Raw genomic sequence first — 21,259 nt, 5'->3', positions numbered from 1 at the left:
CCCCTCCCTCAGGTTCTACCATATGAGCACTGTAGCGGATAGCCGCCCCAGCGGCTTACTCCTTGGTTTCAGCCCTCATACGAATGTCCATGCGGTTGCGCTCGACAAGCGAGGCGCCAATCCCCTTTACTTTCTGCAATTCGTCCGGCGACTTGAAGCCACCATGCTTCTCCCGGTAACTCACGATCGCCTGAGCCTTCACTATACCAATGCCCTTGAGCGACTTGGCGATCGTTTGCGCGTCCGCTGAGTTGATATTCACGGGAGCGGCGTAAGCCGCTCCTGCCCCCAAGATGAAAGCCATGCCTAGCAAAGTACTGCGTGCGTAAGTGGCAAATGTCATCGTTATGACTCCTGTTGTAGCTGGTTATCGATTAGCCCTACCCCATATACCACACTATATATAAGGCATCGACATCCTAACATCATCGACTTTTTCAGCAAGCAGCCAGGCTCGAAACAATGGCCTTCAGACGTTCCAAGGGATCCGCAGCTTTGGTGATCGGCCGACCGATCACCAGATAGTCGGAGCCGATACGCAGCGCCTCATTCGGCGTCACAACCCGCTTCTGATCGCCCGCTTCGGCATCAGCCGGACGAATACCGGGCGTCACCAGCACGAAGTCGTCCGGCAACGCGATGCGCAGCTCCGGCGTCTCCGCAGCCGAGCAGACAACCCCGTCCAATCCACATTCATAGGTCAGCCGGGCCAGACGCAGGACCTGATCGAGGGCATCATCGGACACACCCACCTGGCGCAAGTCGCCATCGTCCATGGAGGTCAGCACAGTAACCGCGATCAGCAACGGGCGTTGGCCACCGACACCATCCAGCGCCTCCCGCGCAGCCTGCATCATCGCCGCTCCACCACCGGCATGCAGGTTCAACATCCACACACCCAAACCGGCGGCGGCTCTGCAAGCTGCCGCCACCGTATTCGGGATGTCGTGGAACTTCAAATCCAGAAACACTTCGAAACCGCGGCTCACCAGTTGCTCCACCAACCTCGGGCCGGCAACCACGAACAATTCGAAACCAACCTTCACCCGACACAACTCAGGATCCAGCCGCGACGCGAATTCGAGCGCAGGAGCCGCATCCGGAAAATCCAACGCAACGATGACGGGACGTTCAGACATGCTTGTGGACTCCAGGTTGATCGTCGGGAGAGTTGTAGGGCTTGATCGTGCCCCAGCGATGGCAGCCCGGACACTGCCAAAAGAGGTTTCGCGACCTGAAGCCGCATTGCGTACAGCGATAGCCGAACCATTGCGCCAGATACTCGTCGAGCACCCGTACCACCACACCCAGCAGGCGATCGACATCATCGTCGAAGTGCATCTGCTCCAATGCGATGTATTCGCGTAACAACCGTACCGGCGCCACCTGACGCTCGATTTCCGACAGCAACACATGCCTCGCTTCCCGCTCATCCCCCTGTTCGAGCAGCACCCGGGCAAGATAGATCACCGCCTCGCCATCGCGATCATGCGCGCTGAGACGCGTCAGCAGACGCATAAACCCGCGGCGGTCTCCGGACAGACGGAAAACCTCGCTCAGCTTGGGAAACACCAAGGGCAAATACTCAGGATCCTGCTCCATCACCCGCGCGTAGTACCGACCCGCAAGGCGCGTATCGCGATCCTCCAGCGCGAGATCCCCCAGCAGAATCCCGGCACGCACGCTAGCCGCATCACGCGACATGGCCTGTTTCGCATGCTCCAGCGCAAGCCGCGGGCGCCCCGCGCGACGTTGATTCTCAGCCGACTCGCACCAGTAGTGGGCGATAACCGCCTGCCCCGGTTCACCGGACGCCAGTTGCGAGGCCTCTGCGTAACGAATCGCGTTCGCCCAGTCCTTTTCCTGTTCGTAGATCCGCTGCAATTCGCGATTGGCTTCGGCCCTCAGATAGCCGGTGCCGAGCAATTCCTTGTACAGACCCTCTGCACGATCGAGCAAACCGGCATGCATATAGTCCTTGCCGAGTTCCAGCAGCGCAGTGGCCCGGTGCCGCCCCTCCAGGTGAGGGCGGGCGATTAGATTTTGATGAATGCGTATGGCCCGCTCGACCTCCCCGCGTTTACGGAACAGACTGCCGAGCAGCAGGTGCGTATCGACCGTTTCCGAATCCACCTCGACCATGCGCACGAAGAGTTCGAGGGCCTTGTCGGGCTGCTCGTTGAGGAGATAATTCAAACCCTTGAGATAATCGTCCCGAAAGCCGCTGCTACGGCCTTGCGCCGCACGCCGCGCATAACGAAGCCCGGACCACCAGCCGGTCGCTGCGGCGAGTGGCAGCAGCAGCCACAGCAGCTCGGGCATCAGGTCGAATCCTTGAGCGGAAGGTTACGCAGCGAATCGAGTTCCTTTTCGCGCTCGGCCAGCTTGCGGCGCAGACGGCGCAGCTCAGTCGTCTTGCCCATCCACAACAGACTGGAGACCACTCCGCCCAACACGGCACCGATCAGCATCAGGCCGAACACCGCCACCGCGATCGGCAAGGTCACGCTGATGAAGTAGAAATTCAGCGCCACCACACCGAGATTCAGCGTGGTAAACGCCAGAGCGATGAACATTAGGATCAATACGAAAATGATCGACAGCACTTTTCGCATGGAATCGGAACCTCGCTATATATGAAGCTCTGCCGCACTGCTGCGCAAACAGTCGTTTCTGCGTTAATTAGGGAATACCGATGGATTCGTTTCACCCAGCCGGGTGCCGCCAGAACATCTCGGAACGGCACCTTGTCCATCGGGACAGGACCAACCTCTACGTTAGCGGGAGACTTTAACAGATCGGGCGAAATCGGACAGGAGACCGCGGTTCGCGGCCCCGAATCCGGGTCCACATACGAAGACGGGCCGCATGGCGACCCGTTCAAATCGTTTTGGACTCATTCGGAATTGACGCGTTCCCTCAATTCCTTGCCCGGTTTGAAATGAGGAACATGCTTACCCGGTAGAGGAACGGATTCGCCGGTCTTCGGATTTCGACCGACTCTCGGCGGTCGGTAATGCAGTGCAAAACTACCGAACCCCCGGATTTCGATTCTTTCCCCGGATGCCAGAGCGTTACTCATCTGCTCCAACAACGTTTTGACGGACAGCTCCACGTCGCGCGCATGCAGATGGTCATGCTTACGCGCAAGGGCTTCAATCAATTCAGACTTTGTCATGAAGCATCCCTACTGCTTTTGTGCCTCCCCGGCGCTGAGAACACCGGGGAGCATTCTTATTGCTCTAATGGGCTCTGATCAGGAATTGTTCTGGCCCATCTTTTCCTTCAGCAGCTCACCCAGCGAAGTCGTCGCGGAACCGCTACTGCTGTAGTCCTGCAAAACCTCGGCTTCCTCGGCGAACTCCTTGGCCTTGATCGACAAGGTGATCGTGCGGTTCTTGCGATCGACACCGATGAACTTAGCCTCGACCTGATCGCCGACGTTGAGCACGGTGCGCGCATCTTCCACGCGATCACGCGACAGCTCGGACGCACGCAGGGTACCGATGATCTCGTCACCCAGGTCGATGACAGCCGCCTTGGCATCGACTTCGGTCACGGTGCCGTTGAGGATACTGCCCTTGGGATGCTCGGCCACGAAATTGGAGAAGGGGTCCTTGTCCAACTGCTTGACGCCCAGCGAGATGCGCTCGCGCTCCGGATCGACGGCCAGCACGACCGCTTCGATCTCGTCGCCCTTCTTGTAGCTACGAACAGCCTCTTCGCCAGGCACGTGCCAGGAGATGTCCGACAGGTGCACCAGACCGTCGATGCCGCCGTCCAGGCCGACGAAGATACCGAAATCGGTGATCGACTTGATGGTGCCGCTGACGCGGTCGTTCTTGTTGAAATTCTGCGCGAAATCTTCCCACGGATTGGGCAGGCACTGCTTCATGCCCAGCGAGATGCGGCGGCGCTCCTCGTCGATGTCGAGGATCATGACCTCCACCTCGTCGCTGATAGCAACGACCTTGGCCGGGTTCACGTTCTTGTTGGTCCAATCGATCTCGGATACGTGCACCAGACCTTCGACGCCGTCCTCGATCTCGACGAAACAGCCGTAATCGGTGATGTTGGTCACCTTGCCGAACAGACGGGTGTTGACCGGGTAGCGGCGGCTGATATCGACCCACGGATCCTCGCCCAGCTGCTTGAGGCCGAGGGACACGCGGTTGCGCTCGCGGTCGAACTTGAGCACCTTGACCTCGATCTCGTCGCCGATGTTGACGACTTCGGAAGGATGCTTGACGCGCTTCCACGCCATGTCGGTGATGTGCAGCAAACCGTCGATGCCGCCGAGGTCCAGGAACGCACCATAATCGGTGAGGTTCTTGACCACACCCTTGAGCACCTGGCCTTCGTGCAGGCTTTCGAGCAGCGCTTCGCGCTCGGCGCTGTACTCGGACTCGACCACGGCACGGCGGGACACCACGACGTTGTTGCGGCGGCGATCCAGCTTGATGACCTTGAATTCCAGATCCTTGCCTTCGAGGTAGGCCGTATCGCGCACGGGACGCACGTCGACCAGCGAACCCGGCAGGAACGCGCGGATGTCGTTGATGTCGACGGTAAAACCACCCTTGACCTTGCCGGTGATCTTGCCGGTGACGACCTCTTCGTTCTCGAAAGCCTCTTCCAGGACCTTCCAAGCCTTGGCGCGCTTGGCTTTTTCACGCGAGAGTCGCGTTTCGCCGAAACCGTCTTCGACGGCATCGAGGGCAACCTCGACCACATCGCCGACCGCCACTTCGAGTTCACCGCGGTCGTTGTAGAACTGCTCGGTCGGGATCACGCCTTCGGATTTCAGGCCGGCGTTGACCATCACCACGTCCGGGGTAATCTCCAGCACGGTGGCGTTGAGAATGGCACCCGGCTTCATCTCCGTGTAGGCCATGCTCTCTTCTAGAAGCTGCGCAAAACTCTCGCTCATAATGTTGATTTGACTCGCAATAACCGCCACGCAATTGCTTGCGTACCGGGTTGTGTTGAACACAAGCGGAACCGCGCTCCACGGCTTCCGCCATTCCAGGTTGGTACTTCTACTGCACGCCTCGATCCGCGATCAGGGACAGGATCCGGGCCATCACGGCCGGTATGTCCATCGCGGTCGAATCGACCGTCACCGCGTCCTGCGCCGCCTTCAACGGCGATATGGAACGTTGCGCATCACGTGCGTCACGTTCCGCCAGATCTTGGTAAAGGGCGTCAAGGTTAGCATCAACCCCCTGTTCTCTCAACTGTTTCCAGCGCCGATCGGCTCGTGAAGCCACGCTGGCGGTAAGAAATATCTTGAGCGGCGCGTCAGGAAACACCACAGTTCCCATGTCACGCCCGTCCGCTACCAGCCCGGGTGCCTGTCGAAAGACGCGCTGGCGTTCAAGCAGGGCATCGCGCACGGCAGGCAGCGCCGCCACCTTGGAGGCCGCCACGCCACATTCCTCGGCGCGGATGGCCAAGGTCACGTCATCGCCTTCCAGATGAACACGGCTGCCGCCCTCGACCAGCGGAAACTCCACCCTCAACTCGACAGCCACCTTCCGCAAGCCCTCGACGTCGTCTAAGGCAACCGACCTGCGCTCGGCCGCAAGCGCCACCAAGCGGTACAGCGCGCCGCTGTCGAGCAGATGCCAGCCGAGCTCTTCCGCCAGCAAACGGCTGATGGTGCCCTTGCCCGAACCGCTAGGGCCATCGATGGTGAGCACCGGAGCGGGAGAAGAAACGCTCATGCTTCCACCGCCACTTCGAGCCCTGCGGCACACGCCGTGGCGACGAACCCCGGGAAGGAGGTCTCCACGTTGGCGCAATCGTTCACCACAATCTCCCACGCAGCCCTCAGACCGGCCATCGCGAAGGCCATGGCGATACGATGATCACCGTGACTATCCACCGTCCCGCCGCCAAGCTCGCCGCCCCGTATCACGATGCCGTCGGCCTGCGGTTCGGCATCCACGCCCAGCGCCACAAGGCCATCGGCCATCACCTGAATGCGATCGCTCTCCTTCACGCGCAGTTCCGCCGCCCCGCTCAGACGGGTTTCACCCTCGGCACAGGCGGCAGCGACAAACAAGGCGGGGAACTCGTCGATCGCCAAGGGCACCAGCGTTTCCGGAATCTCGATGCCGTGCAACGGCGCGTGGCGCACGCGCAGATTAGCGACCGGCTCGCCGCCCACTTCACGCTCTTCAAGCACTTCGATATCGGCGCCCATCAGGCGCAGGATGTCGATCACCCCGGTACGCGTCGGATTGATACCGACGTGTTCCAACAGCAGATCGGAACCCGGCGCGACGCTCGCCCCGACCAGAAAGAACGCTGCCGAGGAAATGTCCGCCGGCACCTCCACCCTGCCACCGCTCAAGATCCCTCCGCCCTGCAGACAGATCCTCGCACCGTCGCGCTTCACCTCATAGCCGAAGCCCGTCAACATACGCTCCGTATGGTCGCGAGTCGGCGCCGGTTCGGTCACGCAGGTCTCGCCCTCGGCATACAGGCCAGCCAGCAACAAGGCCGACTTGACTTGGGCGCTGGCCACCGGCATCGCGTAGTCCAGCCCGTTCAAGCGCTGGCCACCGCGCACCCGCAGCGGCGGTGTTCCATTCTGGGCGGTTTCGATCCGTGCCCCCATCAGCGCCAGCGGCTCGGTGATCCGCCGCATGGGTCGGCGCGACAGCGAAGCGTCGCCGACCATCGTGCTGTCGAACACCTGGCCGGCGAGCACCCCGGCCATCAGCCGCATAGCGGTTCCGGAATTACCCAGATCCAGCGGACCGGCAGGTTCCTGTAGGCCGTGCAATCCGACCCCGTGCACGCGCACATGCCCTGCCCCCAGCGTTTCCACCTGCACGCCCATGGCCTGGAATGCGGCCAGCGTCGCCAGACAATCGGCTCCCTCCAGGAAACCGTCGACCTCGGTCACTCCCTCGGCAAGACCGCCGAACATGATCGCACGGTGCGAAATGGATTTGTCGCCCGGCACGCGCAAGCGCCCGGCAAGGCGCCCTCCGGGGCGAACGGTATAGCGCTGATTCAAGCCATGCATCGAAAGGCCCTGTTGGTATTTGTTTGAAACCGTTGTCTTGCGAACGACCGCCGCGGTTCAGTGGTTGAACCGGTCCCGAGACTGTTTGGCGCGCTGGAACAGTTCCTGTAGCCGCTCGCCGTCGCCAGCGGCAATGGACTCGCTCAGCGCATGCAGATCGCGTTCGAAATGCCCGAGCACGTCAAGAATCGCATCGCGGTTGCTCAGGCACACGTCCCGCCACATCACCGGGTCGCTCGAGGCGATCCGCGTAAAATCGCGAAACCCTCCCGCAGCGTAGCGAAAGATTTCGTCCCGCTCGCCCAACCCGGACAGGCTACCAACCAAAGCGAATGCAAGCAGATGGGGAAGATGGCTGGTCGCGGCAAGCACCTCGTCGTGATGCTCGACCCCCATTTCCTCCACGACGCCACCAGCACGCTCCCAAAGCTGACGCACGCGGGCACGCGCCTCGGACGTAGTACCAGGCAGGGGCGTAAGTATGATCCGCCGGCCGATAAACAGGTCCGCACTGGCCGCCTCGACGCCGGAGCGTTCCTTGCCGGCGATCGGATGTCCCGGCACGAAATTCGGCGGCAGACGCCCCAGGCCAGTCTCCACAGACCGCACCACTCCGCCCTTCACGCTGCCGACGTCGGTCAACAGCGCGTTCTCGTCCAGGCACCCGCGCAGGGCCCGACACACGCCCTCGACCGCGCCGACCGGTGTCGCCAGCACGATGGCATCCGCACTATGCACGGCGGCACAGGCGCTAGTTTCGTATCGATCGACAATACCCAGCTCGACCGCGCGTTCCAGACTGGCGCGGTCACGGTCGTAGCCGATGATTTCGCGACACCCTCCGCCCTGGCGCAGAGCCAAGGCCAGAGAACCGCCGATCATCCCGACGCCGATCAGCGCCAGACGCTCGATCATCACCGGGCCGACTCCCGACTAGCGCGAATCACGTCGCTCACAGAACGGCGCGAGGATAAGCCCCCAGAACCCGGAATAGATCCGCCTCCTGCCGCAGCCCGGCCAGCGCAGCCTTGACCTTGGCTTCCTCGGCGTGTCCCTCGATATCGAAGAAATACACATATTCCCAATTGACGCAGCGCGACGGACGCGACTCGATGCGCGTCATGCTCACACTGTTGAGCGCCAGCGGCGTCAGCAAACGATGCAGCGCGCCGGGGCGATTAGGCGTGGACACCAGCACCGAGGTCTTGTCCTCGCCGCTCGGTGATACCACCTGGTTGCCGATGACCAGGAAACGGGTGGTGTTGTCCGGATGATCTTCGATATTGCGCCGCACAGTCTGCAGGCCGTACAACTCGGCGGCCGTATCTCCTGCGATCGCGGCGGCGCCTTCCTCCTCGGCGGCACGACGGGCCGCTTCTGCATTGCTCGTTAGCGCGATGCGATCGGCTTTGGGCAGGTTGACGTCAAGCCATCGGCGACACTGCGCCAGCGCCTGCTGATGCGCATAGACGCGCTTGACCTCCCCGAGATCCTCGTGCTTGCTCAACAGATGATGATGGATACGCACCAGTACTTCACCGCAGACCTTGAGCGGCGACTGCACGAACAGATCGAGCGTGTGACTCACCACGCCCTCGGTGGAATTCTCGATCGGCACGACACCGTACTGGCAGGAGCCGGCCTCGACTTCGCGGAACACGTCCGCCAGAGAATTCATCGGCGCCAGCGCGGCATCGTGGCCGAAGTGCTTGAGCACCGCACCGTGCGTATAAGTGCCTTCCGGACCGAGGAAAGCGACGCGCAGGCGAGCCTCCAGCGCCAAACAGGCTGACATGATCTCGCGGAACAGACGCGCGATGGCCTCATCGGACAGCGGGCCGGGATTCTCCGCCTGCACGCGACGCAACACCTGCGCCTCGCGCTCGGGTCGGTAGAAATCACCGTCGCCACCGCCACCGCGTTTGACCTTGGCCACCTCTTCCGCGCAGCGCGCACGCTCACTGATGAGTTTCAACAACTCGCCGTCCAGCGCATCGATACGCTCGCGGATATCTTGCAAACGCTCCTGTTCAGACATGATGTCTACCGTCACCTTGGTGTTTTTGGTTCCCCCCGCGACGCGCGGGATGGCGTGTAGGAATTCCAGAGTCTGTTCATGTTGCTGGGCATACCGCCGGAGCCGTGTCCCTCAGCCCGCCAGACACCGAGCACAAAGTGTAGCCCGGTTACGCGCGTCAACGTAACCGTTCGCTAAGCCTGCGATCGTTCGAACTCACGCATGTATTCGCATAGCATGTCCACACCGGACTCCGGCATGGCGTTGTAAAGGCTTGCGCGTATACCGCCAACCGAACGATGTCCCCTGAGATCGCTCATCCCCGCCGCCTCGGCCCCGGCCAGGAAACTCGCCTCCAGCGTCTCGTCGGCCAGCGTGAATGTGACATTCATCCACGAGCGGCTGTCCGCCCGGACCTTCGCACGGTACAGCGAGGAGGCGTCCAGCACATCGTAGACCTTCTGCGCCTTGCGCCGGTTGCGCTCTCCCATTGCCTGCAAGCCACCCTCGGCCTCGATCCACTCGAAAACCAGGCCCGCGGCATACCAGGCAAAGGTGGGAGGCGTGTTGTACATCGAACCATTGTCGGCGTACACGCGATAGTCAAACACCTTCGGCGTACCTGCCATCGGCTCGTGAAACAAATCCTCGCGCACGATGACCAGCGTGAGACCGGCCGGCCCAAGGTTCTTCTGGGCGCCGGCATAGATCAGACCGAAGCGCGAGATATCCAGCGGGCGCGAAAGCATCGTCGACGACATATCCGCCACCAGCGGCACCGTCCCGCTGTCCGGCACGTAGCCGAACTCCACACCGCCGATGGTTTCGTTGGGCGTGTAGTGAAGATAGGCGGCCTGCCCGTCAAGCTCTAGAGAGGTCTGCTCGGGTACGTGATTGAAACCGTCGGACTCGGCGCTGGCGGCCACCCGTGCGCTGCCGTACCGCCCCGCTTCGGCGATCGCCTTCTTGGACCAGATGCCGGTATCGATGAAATCCGCCGAGGCGCCGCGCAGCAGGTTCATCGGCACCATTGAAAACTGCGCGGTGGCTCCACCCTGCAAAAACAGCACCTTGTAGTTGGACGGCAGCCCGAGCAGACGACGCAGCGTCGCCTCGGCACGCTCGGCGATGGAAACGAAGGCCTCGCCGCGGTGGGACATTTCCATCACGGACATGCCGGTGCCGTTCCAGTCAAGCAGCTCGGCCTGTATCTGCTCGAGCACAGGCTGCGGCAGAATCGCCGGGCCGGAGCTGAAGTTGTAGACCCGCCGCATCATCGCCAACCCCGCTCAGTCATCGCCCTCGGCGTCGCCTTCCGCTTCATCCTCACCCAGAGGCTCGACGCGCGCCAGCTGCACGAGGCGCTCGCCTTCGCTCAGCCGGATCAGCGTCACGCCCTGCGTATTGCGTCCGATGACCGAGACGTCGCCCATCGGCGTGCGCACCAGCGTGCCCCCGTCGGTGATCAGCATGGCCTCGTCCTCGTCGCTCACCTGGATCGCTCCGATCACGGCGCCGTTGCGCTCCGAGGTCTGGATGGCGATGACACCCTGCCCACCGCGTCCGCGGTGCGGGAAATCGGCCACTGCCGTACGCTTGCCATAACCGTTCGTGGTCGCCACCAGCACCTTGGCCTCGGCATCGGCGACGATCAACGAAATGACGCTCTGTTCCTCTCCCAGGCGTACGCCGCGCACGCCGCAGGCGGTGCGGCCCATGGCACGGACGTCCGCTTCGGAGAAGCGGATCGCCTTGCCGGCGCTGGTGAACAGCATAATGTCCTGCTGCCCGTCGGTCACCGCCACGCCGATCAGACGATCGTCATCGCGCAAGTCGACGGCGATGATGCCGGTACTGCGCGGGCGCGAGAAGTCCATCAGCGGGGTTTTCTTGACCGTGCCCTTGGCGGTGGCCATGAACACGTAACGATCGGCCTCGAACTCGCGCGTCGGCAGCACGGCGTTGATGCGCTCGTCCCCTTCCAGCGGCAACAGGTTCACGATCGGTTTGCCGCGCGCGCCGCGCCCGGCCTGCGGCAGCTCGTAGACCTTGAGCCAGTACACCCGGCCACGGCTGGAAAAACACAGCAGCGTATCGTGCGTATTGGCCACGAACAGGGTTTCGACGAAATCCTCCTCGCGCATGCTGGTGGCCGCCTTGCCACGTCCGCCACGGCGCTGGGCGCGATAGCTGTCCAGCGGCTGTGCCTTGGCATAGCCCGTGTGCGACAGCGTGACCACCACTTCCTGCTCGGAGATCAGATCCTCAAGCGACAGATCGATCTGGCGCGCGACGATTTCGCTGCGGCGCTTGTCGTTGAACTGCTCGCGAATCGCGGTCAGTTCGTCACGGATAACCTGCATCAGGCGTCCCGGATTGGACAGTATGTCCAGCAGATCCGCGATCTTCTCCAGCAGCGCCTTGAACTCGTCGACGATCTTGCCCTGCTCGAGACCGGTGAGGCGATGCAGGCGCAGGTCGAGGATCGCCTGGGCCTGGACTTCGGAGAGGTGATAGCCGTCGTCCTTGAGTCCGAAAGCGTCGTCGAGGTCGTCGGGACGCGACGCATCGGCGCCCGCACGATCGAGCATGTCCATGACCGCCCCGGGAGCCCAGACGCGCTCGACCAGCGCGATCTTCGCCTCCGCCGGGCTCGGCGAAGCCTTGATCAGCTCGATGACCTCGTCGATGTTCGCCAGCGCGACGGCCTGGCCTTCCAAGATGTGCGCCCGCTCGCGCGCCTTGCGCAAATCGTAGATCGTGCGCCGTGTAACCACTTCGCGGCGGTGGCGCAGGAACGCGTCGAGCATCGTCTTCAGATCGAGCAGGCGCGGCTGGCCGTCGGCCAGTGCCACCATATTGATGCCGAACACGTTCTGCATCTGGGTGTGCTGATACAGGTTGTTCAGCACCACCTCGGGCATTTCGCCGCGCTTGAGTTCGATGACCATGCGCATGCCGTCCTTGTCGGACTCGTCGCGCAGTTCGGCAATGCCTTCGAGCTTCTTGTCCTTGACCAGCTCGGCGATCTTCTCCAGCAGCCGCGCCTTGTTCACCTGATACGGCAGCTCGGTGACGATAATCGCCTCGCGCCCGGAATGCGCATCGGTCTCGACGTGCGAGCGGGCGCGGAGGTAGATGCGGCCGCGGCCGGTCTTGTAGGCCTCGACGATGCCGCGCGAACCATTGATGACGGCCGCCGTGGGGAAATCAGGCCCGGGCAGATGCTGCATCAGCCCGTCGATGTCGATTTCCGGCGTGTCGATCAACGCCACGCAGGCATCGATGACCTCGCCGAGGTTGTGCGGCGGGATATTCGTCGCCATACCCACGGCGATGCCCGCAGAACCATTGACCAGCAGGTTCGGAACCTTCGCCGGCAGGACGCTCGGCTCGTGCTCGGAGCCGTCGTAGTTGGGAATGAAGTCGACGGTTTCCTTGTCTAGGTCGGCCAGCAGCTCGTGCGCGATGCGCGCCATGCGCACTTCGGTGTAACGCATCGCCGCAGGAGCGTCGCCGTCCACCGAACCGAAGTTACCCTGGCCGTCGACCAGCATGTAGCGCATCGAAAACGGCTGCGCCATGCGCACAATGGTGTCGTAGACCGCGGTATCGCCGTGCGGATGGTATTTACCGATCACGTCACCGACCACGCGCGCCGATTTCTTGTACGGTTTGTTCCAGTCGTTACCCAACTCGCTCATCGCGAACAGCACGCGCCGGTGCACCGGCTTGAGACCGTCGCGGACATCCGGCAGCGCTCGTCCGATGATCACGCTCATGGCGTAATCGAGATAGGACTGGCGCATTTCGTCTTCGAGATTTACCGACAGAAGCTCTTTGGCGAACTCAGCCATTCAGGCAAAAATCCTGGCTAAAAAAACAAGCCGCCATCGTAGCACAATCGACATAATCAAGCTCGTTCGCATAAGGAAATACCAGGTAGCCGAATCAGGAAGCGATTCGGGATCGGCAGGGGCGAAAGCGCCGGGGAAGCGCCGCGAGAACCGGGGCATCGAAACCGGACGCATCTCAAACGACCGAGCCGCACGTTCGGCTATCGAAAAATAGACCGGGGTACGCGCAGCGCATCCCAACGCGTCGGAGCGTAGGCGGCTCTGGAAGCACCGTACTCCAAACCACCGGTCCACGCTTCTCGCCAGAATAGCGATCCACCAGATTCAACGAGAACCAAACAGCTGATGCATTCCCGCCGGATCCGGCTGCTCGACAATACCCGCCTCGGTCACGATGGCATCGATCAAACCCGCAGGCGTGACGTCGAACACCGGATTCCAGGCCCCGGCCCCTTCGGCCGCAACCGGCTTACCGGCGAAGCTCAGCAACTCATCCTCTGCACGCACCTCGATCGGGATATCCGCCCCCGATGTGGTCTGCATATCGATCGTCGAAGTGGGCGCCACCACCATGAAACGCACGCCGTGGTGCCGCGCCAGCACCGCGAGGCCATAGGTACCGATCTTGTTCGCCACGTCGCCGTTGGCGGCGATGCGGTCCGCCCCCACCACCACCCAGCTCACTTCTCCGCCGGCCAGCAGACTGGCCGCCGCGCCTTCGCACAACAGCGAAACCGGAATGCCGTCGCGCACCAGTTCCCAGGCAGTTAGCCGCGAGCCCTGCAGCCAGGGCCGCGTCTCGTCGGCATACACTTTCGTAATACGTCCATCGCCCCAGGCGCTGCGAATCACCCCCAGCGCCGTACCGTAGCCCCCGGTCGCCAGCGAGCCGGTGTTGCAGTGCGTCAGCACCGCACCACCCTCGATCAGGGCGCCGCCGAACTGCCCCATGCTGCGGTTGGCCGCCACGTCGGCCTCGTGCAGAGCGTGGGCTTCTGCCAGTAGTGTCTGCCCCCACTCGCCTGGCGGGACACCTTCGGCGAGCGTCCGCATATGCTGCAGCGCCCACTCCAGATTGACCGCCGTCGGCCGCGCCGCCCCCAGCATTTCCAGCGCGGACGTCAGACGCGCCCACTCGCCGCCGGCCTCGCGCGCCGCCAGCACCGCGCCGTAGGCCGCGGCAATGCCGATGGCCGGCGCGCCGCGCACCGCCATGGAACGAATCCCCTCGGCCACGCCGGCGGCATCGCGCAGCTCCAGCCAGCGCTCCTCGGCCGGCAGCAGGCGCTGATCGAGCATCAACAGCGCATCGTTCTCCCAACGCAGGGGACGGACCTGATCGTATCCGGTGGACATGTGACAACACTCCTTGGAACAGCGGATGGACGGAGCGGCAACGCTTGCCGCAATCGCGGAGGCTCAGTATTGTCGCGCGCATGGACAACAACGCAGACACCCTTATCAGCGCGCGCTGGATCGTTCCGGTCGCTCCGGCCGGCCAGGTACTCACCAACCATGCCGTGGCGATCCGCGGCCGGCGCATCGTCGACATTCTACCGGCCGCGGAAGCGCACCAGAAATACGCCGATGCCGTACACCACGAACTGCCCGGCCATGCACTGATCCCCGGCCTGGTCAATGCGCACACCCACGCCCCCATGAGCCTGCTGCGCGGGCTGGCCGACGACCTGCCGCTGGAGCAATGGCTGCGCGGCCACATCTGGCCCGCCGAGGCACGCTGGGTCGGCGCCGACTTCGTGCGCGACGGTTCACGCCTGGCCATCGCCGAAATGCTGCGCTGCGGCACCACCTGCTTCAACGACATGTATTTCTTCCCCGAGGTGACCGCCCGCATCGCCGCCGGCCTGGGCATGCGCGCCAGCATCGGCATGATCGTCACCGACTTCCCCACCGCCTGGGCCAGCGAAGCCGACGAGTACATCGCCAAGGGCCTGAGCGAAGTCATGGACGCGCACAAGGGCGAAGGGCTGATCAGCACCTGTTTCGCGCCGCATGCGCCCTACACGGTCTCGGACGCGCCGCTGTCGCGCATCCGCACGCTGGCCGACGAACTGGAACGCCCGGTGCACATCCACGTGCATGAAACCGCCGCCGAAGTCGCCGAACACCTGGAGCGTCACGACTGCCGCCCGCTGGATCGGCTCGACCGGCTGGGTCTGGTCGGCCCCAACCTCATCGCGGTCCACATGACCCAGCTCGAGGACGACGAAATCGCCCTGCTCGCCGAACGCGGCGCCAGCGTGGTGCACTGCCCGCAGTCCAATCTCAAGCTCGCCAGCGGTTTCTGCGAGGTCGCCAAGCTGCGTGCGGCCGGCGTCAACGTCGCGCTGGGCACGGACGGTGCGGCCAGCAACAACGACCTCGATATGTGGGACGAAATGCGCACCGCCGCCCTGCTCGCCAAGGGCGTGGCCGGCCGCGCCGATGCCCTGCCCGCGCACGACGCGCTGCACATGGCCACGCTGAGCGGCGCGCGGGCGCTGGGGCTCGGCGACGAAATCGGCTCCATCGAATGCGGCAAGGCCGCCGACCTGGTCGCGATCGATCTCGACCGCATCGAAACGCAGCCCGTCTACGACCCGGTTTCCCAACTCGTCTACGCCGCCGGCCGCGAAGCCGTGACCCATGTCTGGGTCGCCGGCCAACCGCAACTGGTCGACGGCGAGCTGACCCAGCTCGATATCGACGAGATCAGGGCGAACGCGGTCGAATGGGGAACACGGATCGGGGCTGCTGACATCCAGAACACCTGAGCGATCCACCTCGATTAGCTAGGGTGGATCGCTCAAACTCTGGCTAAGGCAGCAACACCGTCGACCCTGTGGTCTTGCGCGCTTCCAGATCACGATGCGCCTCGGCCGCGTCGGCCAGCGGATAGGTGTGGTTCACCTCGATCTTCACCGCCCCCGACAGCACCTGCTCGAACAGCTCGCCGGCGCAGGCGAGCAGATCCTCGCGCGTCGCCGTGTAGTGCGCCAGCGTCGGACGGGTCACGTACAGCGAACCCTTCTGCGAGAGCTGCACCAGGTTGACCGGCGGCACCGGGCCAGAGGCATTGCCGAACGACACCATCAGCCCGCGCGGCTGCAGGCAGTCCAGCGACCCCTCCCAGGTGTCCTTGCCGACCGAGTCGTAGACCACCGGCACGCCGGCGTCGTCGGTCAGCTCGCGCACGCGCTCGACGAAGTTCTCGCGCCGGTAGTTGATCACATGCGTGCAGCCGTGCGCCTGGGCCAGCGCGGCTTTCTCGTCGGAGCCGGCCGTGCCGATCACCGTGACACCCGTCGTCAATGCCGTCGGGGAGTTTCACCAGCCGCGCAGCCGACATCACGCGCTGCTCGGCGTAGGCCCCCAGCGGTCCCGAGGCGTAGGCCACTCGATCGCCCGGAGCGAGTTCGGTCACGCCTTCGCCAACCTCCTCGATGCGGCCGGCGCCTTCCATCCCCAGCGCCGACGGCAATTCGACGGGATAAAGGCCGTTGCGGTGATAGACATCGATGTAGTTCAGTCCGACCGCCGCCTGGCTGAGCAGCACCTCGCCCGGACCCGGCCTGCCGATCTCGACTTCCTCGAAGCGCATGACTTCGGGGCCGCCGTTTTCGTGGATGCGTATAGCTTTGGGCATGGCCCATCCCTCCCTGGAACGAGCCACCCCGGCCGATCGGCCGGAGTGGCTGATAAACGGCAGAATTGCGGCGTCAGGCGCTGACCGCAGCGACGGCCGCCGCGACGCCATCCAGATTGGCCTCGTTCAGCGCCGCCACGCAGATGCGCCCGGAGCCGACGGCGTAGATGCCGAATTCCTCGCGCAGGCGCTCGACCTGTTCGCGCGTCAGGCCGGAGTACGAGAACATCCCGCGCTGGCGTTCGATGAAGCTGAAGTCGCCCTGGACACCGTTCGCAGCGATGCGCTCGACCAGGCCACTGCGCATGGCGCGGATGCGCTCACGCATTCCGCCCAGCTCCTCCACCCATTGCGCATGCAGCTCGGGCGTGTTGAGCACGGTCGCAACCAGCGTCGCGCCGTGCGTCGGCGGATTGGAATAGTTGGCGCGGATGATGCGCTTGAGCTGCGACTGCACGCGCTTGGCTTCGTCGGCATCGCCGGTCACCACAGACAGCGCGCCGACACGCTCGCCGTACAGCGAGAACGACTTCGAGAACGAATTGGCAACGAACATCGACAACCCGCTCTCGGCGCACAGGCGCACGGCGGCGGCGTCCTCGTCGTTGCCGTCGCCGAAACCCTGATAGGCGATATCCATGAACGGCACCAGCTCGCGCTCGCGCAGCACCTCGATCACCTGCGCCCACTGTTCGAGGCTCAGATCCACACCGGTCGGATTGTGGCAGCAGGCATGCAGGATCACGATGCTGCCCCGCTCCAGCGCCCGCAGGCCGTCCAGCATGCCGGAGACGTTCACGCCATGGGTGGCGGCGTCGTAATAGGGATAGGACACGACCTCGAAACCGGCGCCCTCGAAGATCGCCCGGTGATTCGCCCAGCTCGGATCGCTGATGGCGACCTTGGCTTCGGGCAGCAGGCGCTTGAGAAAATCCGCGCCGACCTTCAGCGCACCAGTGCCGCCCAGCGACTGCGCAGTGACCACGCGTCCTGCGGCAACCTCTGCCGAATCGGCGCCGAACAGCAGTTTCTGCACGGCCTGATCGTAAGTGCCCAGACCGTCGATCGGCAGGTAGCCGCGCGGCTGCGCCGCCTCGATGCGCATGCGTTCGGCCTCGCGCACGGCCCGCAGCAGCGGAATGCGGCCCTGGGCGTCGTAGTACACGCCTACGCCAAGATTCACCTTGCCGGTGCGGTTATCGGCGGCAAACGCTTCGTTGAGACCCAGGATCGGGTCGCGGGGGGCCAATTCGACGGAAGAAAGCAGGGACATGACGGAACTCGCAGCGCGGATGATGAATGGATGACAAAGGATAATCCTTTTCGGGCCGCCTTTGCTGCAGATACGGCCGTCATTTTCCGCCCGCTTCCCCTGCGCACGGCGTACCTTAGTGAAAAACCATCCGCCAGCCGCGTTCATCCCGGCGCCAGACCGAACTGCGCAGAGAGAACGCACCATCCGAACTGCGATGCGCTCGGCAAGTCACCAGCGCCACCGTCGCCGTCAGCAGGCGCAGCCTGAACTCGGACAGCCGCCTTGTGGGGGTTGTTCGTTGCCCAACGACGCCAGTATCCGCGCCTTGTCGAAGCCCCGGCCGGAGCCGCCGAACTCGACGAAATCGTCCGCCAACAGCGCCTCCGCCCGACCGCTCTTGCGCGATACCGGATCGAGCAGGACCTCCTCCAGTTCGCGCCCGAGCGTAGCGCGCTCCAGCGCCTCGCCGGAGGCGTCGGCCTCTCCCATCGGCGCCATCTTCAGGGTTCCGGCATATGACAGACGGCTTCGATGTTGTAACCATCGGGGTCAAACACGAAGGCTCCGTAATAGTCGGGATGATAGATTTCGCGAATGCCCGGCGCGCCGTTGTCCCGTCCTCCGGCCGCCAGCGCGGCATCGTAGAAGGCGCGCACCTGCGCGCGATTCTCCGCTGTGAAGGCGATATGCATCGGCCGCTGTTTCGCACCTCCTTCACCGAACCAGAACTCGGGTTTGCCGTTCCTGCCGAATCCTGTCCAGCCCGGAACTTCCATCACCAGGGTGATGCCCAAAGGCGCCAGGGCCTGCGTGTAGAAGGCCTTGCTCTTTTCATGGTTCGCAACCGTAAATCCAATGTGATCGATGATCATGTGCTCTGCCCCTTCCATGAAATCCGAATGAACGTGTGCTGCGATTGATTCTAGGGCAAGCTCATCGCGGCTTCATGAACGCATCGAACCGTCATCGCAGACGACACGCCACACATAGGCGGCGGTGTTAAACTTCTCGCCACATACCGACGCACGATGCACACATGACCGAAGCCCAAGCCAATGTCGATCCCCGCGAGATCGGCAAATTCGAGGAACTCGCCCATCGCTGGTGGGATACCGACGGCGAATTCCGTCCCCTGCACGAAATCAATCCGCTGCGCCTGGAGTTCGTCGAAACCCACTCGGACGGCATCAAGGGCAAGCGCGTGCTCGACGTCGGCTGCGGCGGCGGCATTCTGTCCGAATCCATGGCGGCGCGCGGCGCCAAAGTGACCGGCATCGATATGGGCGAAGCGCCGTTGTCTGTCGCCAAGCTGCACGGCCTGGAAAGCGGCGTGCACGTCGACTACCAGCAGATCACCGTCGAGGCACTGGCCGAACACGAACCCGCCAGCTACGACGTGGTCACCTGTATGGAAATGCTCGAACACGTACCGGACCCCGAGTCGGTGGTGCGCGCCTGTGCCGCGTTGGCCAAGCCGGACGGACACATCTTCTTCTCGACCCTGAACCGCAATCCCAAATCCTTCCTGTTCGCCATCGTCGGCGCGGAATACCTCCTGCGCCTGCTGCCGCGCGGAACCCACGAGTACCAGAGGTTCATCCGCCCCTCCGAACTCGACACGGCGATCCGCAGCGCGGGCCTGGAGACCGCCCATCTCAGCGGCATGAGCTACAACCCGCTGACGCATGATTACCGTCTGGGCGACGACGTTTCGGTCAACTACCTCGTGCACGCTGCCCGTGCCTGATACGGCACTGCGCGGCGTTCTGTTCGATCTCGACGGAACGCTGCTCGACACCGCGCCGGACATGATCGGCGCGCTGAACGCCCTGCTCGACGAGGAAGGGCTGCCTGCCGTTCCGTATGACAGAGCGCGCGGCCACGTTTCGCACGGCAGCCTCGGGCTTATCCTCATAGGATTCGGGGCCGACCTGCCGCAGCCGCGTATCGACACCCTGCGCCAGCGCTTTCTCGATATCTACGAAACCCGCCTGAGCGAAGGCACCGGCCTGTTCCCCGGCATGGGCGAAGTGCTCGACTCCCTCGACGCCAACGGCATCGTCTGGGGCATCGTGACCAACAAGCCCGGATTTCTCACCGATCCCCTGCTGCAGGCCCTGGGTCTTCATCAGCGCAGCCGCTGCATCGTCAGCGGCGATACGCTGTCCCAGCGCAAGCCGCATCCGGCGCCGCTGCTGCACGCCGCCCGGCTATGCGGGCTGGCCGCCACCGATTGTCTGTACATCGGCGACGCGGAACGGGACATCATGGCCGGCCAGGCCGCGGGCATGCGCACCGCGATCGCCAACTGGGGCTATATCGACGCCGCGGACCGCCCCGAAGCCTGGGGCGCCGACATCGCGCTCGAACGACCGCTCGACATGCTCGCCTGCTTCACTCCCGACGCAAGAGCATGTTATTGATCCGGCAAAATCCTTTGTGACTTCGTCTCTCTCGTCCCCGCACCCTTACGACTCGCTGACTCCCGACGTCGTGCTGGACGCCATCGAGGCCGCAGGCTACCGCCCTACCGGCACGCAGCTGGCGCTGAACAGTTACGAGAACCGCGTCTACATGGTCGGGGAGGAAACGACCGGACACATGATTGCCAAGTTCTATCGCCCCGGGCGCTGGAGCGATGCGCAGATCCTCGAGGAACACACCTTCTCGCTGGAACTGGCGGAACTGGAGATTCCGGTCGTGGCACCGCTCGCGAACGCAGACGGCAACACTCTGCTGAGTCACGCGGGCTTTCGTTTCGCACTGTTCCCACGGCGCGGCGGGCATGCCCCCGAACTGGGAGACCCGGACACGCAATACCGGCTCGGCCAGTTCCTCGGCCGCCTCCATGCGGTCGGCGCGGCACGGGCATTTCACGAGCGACCGACGCTGACGCCGCAGGGCTTCGGCCGCGACAGCATCGAATACCTGCTGAAGCACGATGCGGTGCCGGCCGAATACGTCGGGCAGTACCGCGACCTCGCAACGGAGCTGATGGAGGAGGTGGAGGCCCGCTTCGCCGCCACGCCGTACCGCGCGCTGCGGCTGCACGGCGATCTCCACGCCGGCAACGTGCTGTGGACGGACGCCGGCGCACACCTGGTCGACATGGACGACAGCCGCTCAGGTCCTGCCGTACAGGACATCTGGCTGCTGCTCAGCGGCGAGCGCGCCGACATGCAGCGCCAGCTCGGCGAGATTCTGGCCGGCTACGAGGAATTCCACGAATTCGACCGCCGCGAACTGGCGCTCATCGAACCGCTGCGTACCCTGCGTCTGCTGCACTACGCCGCCTGGCTGGCGCGGCGCTGGAGCGACCCCGCGTTCCCGAAGGCGTTTCCCTGGTTCAACACCCTGAGCTACTGGGAGGAACAGATCCTGACCCTGCGCGAACAACGGCTGCGCCTGCTCGAACCCGTCCTGCAGGCGTCATGAGGACTGCGCG

Annotated in this window: 21 protein-coding genes and 1 pseudogene; 4 read left to right on the top strand and 18 right to left on the bottom strand. The window is 63.7% G+C overall.

Going from position 1 to position 21,259, the window contains the following annotated elements; genetic code table 11:
- Window positions 1-55: 55 nt before the first annotated feature.
- From P8014_RS04190 to mtnA, 13 genes are all read right to left on the bottom strand, one after another.
- Window positions 56-343, bottom strand: a complete 288-nt coding sequence (locus tag P8014_RS04190) for a ComEA family DNA-binding protein (RefSeq protein ID WP_337816050.1) — start codon at window positions 341-343, stop codon at window positions 56-58.
- 94 nt (window positions 344-437) lie between these two features.
- On the bottom strand, window positions 438-1,139 hold the full coding sequence (pyrF, locus tag P8014_RS04185; protein WP_337816049.1) for an orotidine-5'-phosphate decarboxylase: 702 nt from the start codon (window positions 1,137-1,139) through the stop codon (window positions 438-440).
- Window positions 1,132-2,322: a lipopolysaccharide assembly protein LapB gene (lapB, locus tag P8014_RS04180; RefSeq protein WP_337816048.1), complete on the bottom strand. Its 1,191-nt coding sequence runs from the start codon at window positions 2,320-2,322 to the stop codon at window positions 1,132-1,134. The genes pyrF and lapB overlap by 8 nt, the downstream gene beginning before the upstream one ends.
- Window positions 2,322-2,615, bottom strand: coding sequence for a LapA family protein (locus tag P8014_RS04175; protein ID WP_337816047.1), 294 nt, complete (start codon window positions 2,613-2,615; stop codon window positions 2,322-2,324). Before P8014_RS04175 ends, lapB begins: the two co-directional genes overlap by 1 nt.
- A gap of 281 nt (window positions 2,616-2,896) precedes the next feature.
- Window positions 2,897-3,178 (bottom strand): integration host factor subunit beta, encoded by a 282-nt coding sequence (locus P8014_RS04170; RefSeq protein WP_337816046.1) that lies wholly within the window; start codon window positions 3,176-3,178, stop codon window positions 2,897-2,899.
- A gap of 78 nt (window positions 3,179-3,256) precedes the next feature.
- Window positions 3,257-4,930 (bottom strand): 30S ribosomal protein S1, encoded by a 1,674-nt coding sequence (rpsA, locus tag P8014_RS04165; protein ID WP_337816045.1) that lies wholly within the window; start codon window positions 4,928-4,930, stop codon window positions 3,257-3,259.
- A gap of 109 nt (window positions 4,931-5,039) precedes the next feature.
- Window positions 5,040-5,726, bottom strand: a complete 687-nt coding sequence (gene cmk, locus P8014_RS04160) for a (d)CMP kinase (RefSeq protein ID WP_337816044.1) — start codon at window positions 5,724-5,726, stop codon at window positions 5,040-5,042.
- Window positions 5,723-7,039 carry a 3-phosphoshikimate 1-carboxyvinyltransferase gene (gene aroA / locus P8014_RS04155; protein WP_337816043.1) on the bottom strand — a complete coding sequence of 439 codons (1,317 nt, stop codon included), beginning with the start codon at window positions 7,037-7,039 and terminating at the stop codon, window positions 5,723-5,725. The genes cmk and aroA overlap by 4 nt, the downstream gene beginning before the upstream one ends.
- Before the next feature lie 57 nt (window positions 7,040-7,096).
- Complete coding sequence (locus P8014_RS04150) at window positions 7,097-7,954, bottom strand: prephenate dehydrogenase/arogenate dehydrogenase family protein (RefSeq protein WP_337816042.1); 858 nt, start codon at window positions 7,952-7,954, stop codon at window positions 7,097-7,099.
- A 37-nt stretch (window positions 7,955-7,991) separates the two neighbouring features.
- Entirely contained in the window at window positions 7,992-9,077 is a 1,086-nt protein-coding gene (gene pheA, locus P8014_RS04145; RefSeq protein ID WP_337816041.1) for a prephenate dehydratase, read from the bottom strand.
- A 173-nt stretch (window positions 9,078-9,250) separates the two neighbouring features.
- Entirely contained in the window at window positions 9,251-10,330 is a 1,080-nt protein-coding gene (serC, locus tag P8014_RS04140; RefSeq protein ID WP_337816056.1) for a 3-phosphoserine/phosphohydroxythreonine transaminase, read from the bottom strand.
- A 15-nt stretch (window positions 10,331-10,345) separates the two neighbouring features.
- Complete coding sequence (gene gyrA, locus P8014_RS04135; RefSeq protein ID WP_337816040.1) at window positions 10,346-12,913, bottom strand: DNA gyrase subunit A; 2,568 nt, start codon at window positions 12,911-12,913, stop codon at window positions 10,346-10,348.
- 324 nt (window positions 12,914-13,237) lie between these two features.
- On the bottom strand, window positions 13,238-14,269 hold the full coding sequence (mtnA, locus tag P8014_RS04130; protein ID WP_337816039.1) for an S-methyl-5-thioribose-1-phosphate isomerase: 1,032 nt from the start codon (window positions 14,267-14,269) through the stop codon (window positions 13,238-13,240).
- Window positions 14,270-14,349: 80 nt separating this feature from the next.
- On the opposite strand from mtnA, the gene P8014_RS04125 reads away from it, so the two are divergent.
- Window positions 14,350-15,687, top strand: coding sequence for a TRZ/ATZ family hydrolase (locus tag P8014_RS04125; protein WP_337816038.1), 1,338 nt, complete (start codon window positions 14,350-14,352; stop codon window positions 15,685-15,687).
- A gap of 43 nt (window positions 15,688-15,730) precedes the next feature.
- On the opposite strand, the gene P8014_RS04120 is transcribed toward P8014_RS04125, so the two are convergent.
- The 5 genes and pseudogenes from P8014_RS04120 to P8014_RS04100 all read right to left on the bottom strand — a co-directional run bounded on the left by P8014_RS04120 (window position 15,731) and on the right by P8014_RS04100 (window position 18,686).
- Window positions 15,731-16,225 carry a zinc-binding dehydrogenase gene (locus P8014_RS04120; protein ID WP_337816037.1) on the bottom strand — a complete coding sequence of 165 codons (495 nt, stop codon included), beginning with the start codon at window positions 16,223-16,225 and terminating at the stop codon, window positions 15,731-15,733.
- A gap of 136 nt (window positions 16,226-16,361) precedes the next feature.
- A pseudogene (locus tag P8014_RS04115) lies at window positions 16,362-16,514 on the bottom strand (quinone oxidoreductase); the annotation flags it as partial.
- 118 nt (window positions 16,515-16,632) lie between these two features.
- Window positions 16,633-17,832 (bottom strand): amino acid aminotransferase, encoded by a 1,200-nt coding sequence (locus P8014_RS04110; protein ID WP_337816036.1) that lies wholly within the window; start codon window positions 17,830-17,832, stop codon window positions 16,633-16,635.
- 231 nt (window positions 17,833-18,063) lie between these two features.
- Window positions 18,064-18,312 carry a nuclear transport factor 2 family protein gene (locus P8014_RS04105; RefSeq protein WP_337816035.1) on the bottom strand — a complete coding sequence of 83 codons (249 nt, stop codon included), beginning with the start codon at window positions 18,310-18,312 and terminating at the stop codon, window positions 18,064-18,066.
- A gap of 2 nt (window positions 18,313-18,314) precedes the next feature.
- Window positions 18,315-18,686 carry a VOC family protein gene (locus P8014_RS04100; protein WP_337816034.1) on the bottom strand — a complete coding sequence of 124 codons (372 nt, stop codon included), beginning with the start codon at window positions 18,684-18,686 and terminating at the stop codon, window positions 18,315-18,317.
- A 164-nt stretch (window positions 18,687-18,850) separates the two neighbouring features.
- Here P8014_RS04100 and ubiG point away from each other — a divergent pair, with 164 nt between their 5' ends.
- Genes ubiG through P8014_RS04085 form a run of 3 tightly spaced genes read left to right on the top strand, consistent with a single transcriptional unit; the run spans window position 18,851 to window position 21,249 of the window.
- Window positions 18,851-19,561, top strand: coding sequence for a bifunctional 2-polyprenyl-6-hydroxyphenol methylase/3-demethylubiquinol 3-O-methyltransferase UbiG (gene ubiG / locus P8014_RS04095; protein ID WP_337816033.1), 711 nt, complete (start codon window positions 18,851-18,853; stop codon window positions 19,559-19,561).
- The gene (gene gph / locus P8014_RS04090; protein WP_337816032.1) at window positions 19,554-20,237 is read left to right on the top strand and encodes a phosphoglycolate phosphatase; all 684 of its coding nucleotides are present in this window, start codon (window positions 19,554-19,556) and stop codon (window positions 20,235-20,237) included. Before ubiG ends, gph begins: the two co-directional genes overlap by 8 nt.
- Before the next feature lie 16 nt (window positions 20,238-20,253).
- Window positions 20,254-21,249: a serine/threonine protein kinase gene (locus tag P8014_RS04085; RefSeq protein ID WP_337816031.1), complete on the top strand. Its 996-nt coding sequence runs from the start codon at window positions 20,254-20,256 to the stop codon at window positions 21,247-21,249.
- Window positions 21,250-21,259 lie beyond the last annotated feature (10 nt).

It is taken from the genome of Acidihalobacter sp. (genome assembly GCF_037381185.1).
Classification (GTDB): Bacteria; Pseudomonadota; Gammaproteobacteria; order DSM-5130; family Acidihalobacteraceae; genus Acidihalobacter_A.
The sequence above is the reverse complement of the archived record's forward strand: the minus strand, read 5'-3'. Positions and strand labels throughout refer to the sequence as shown.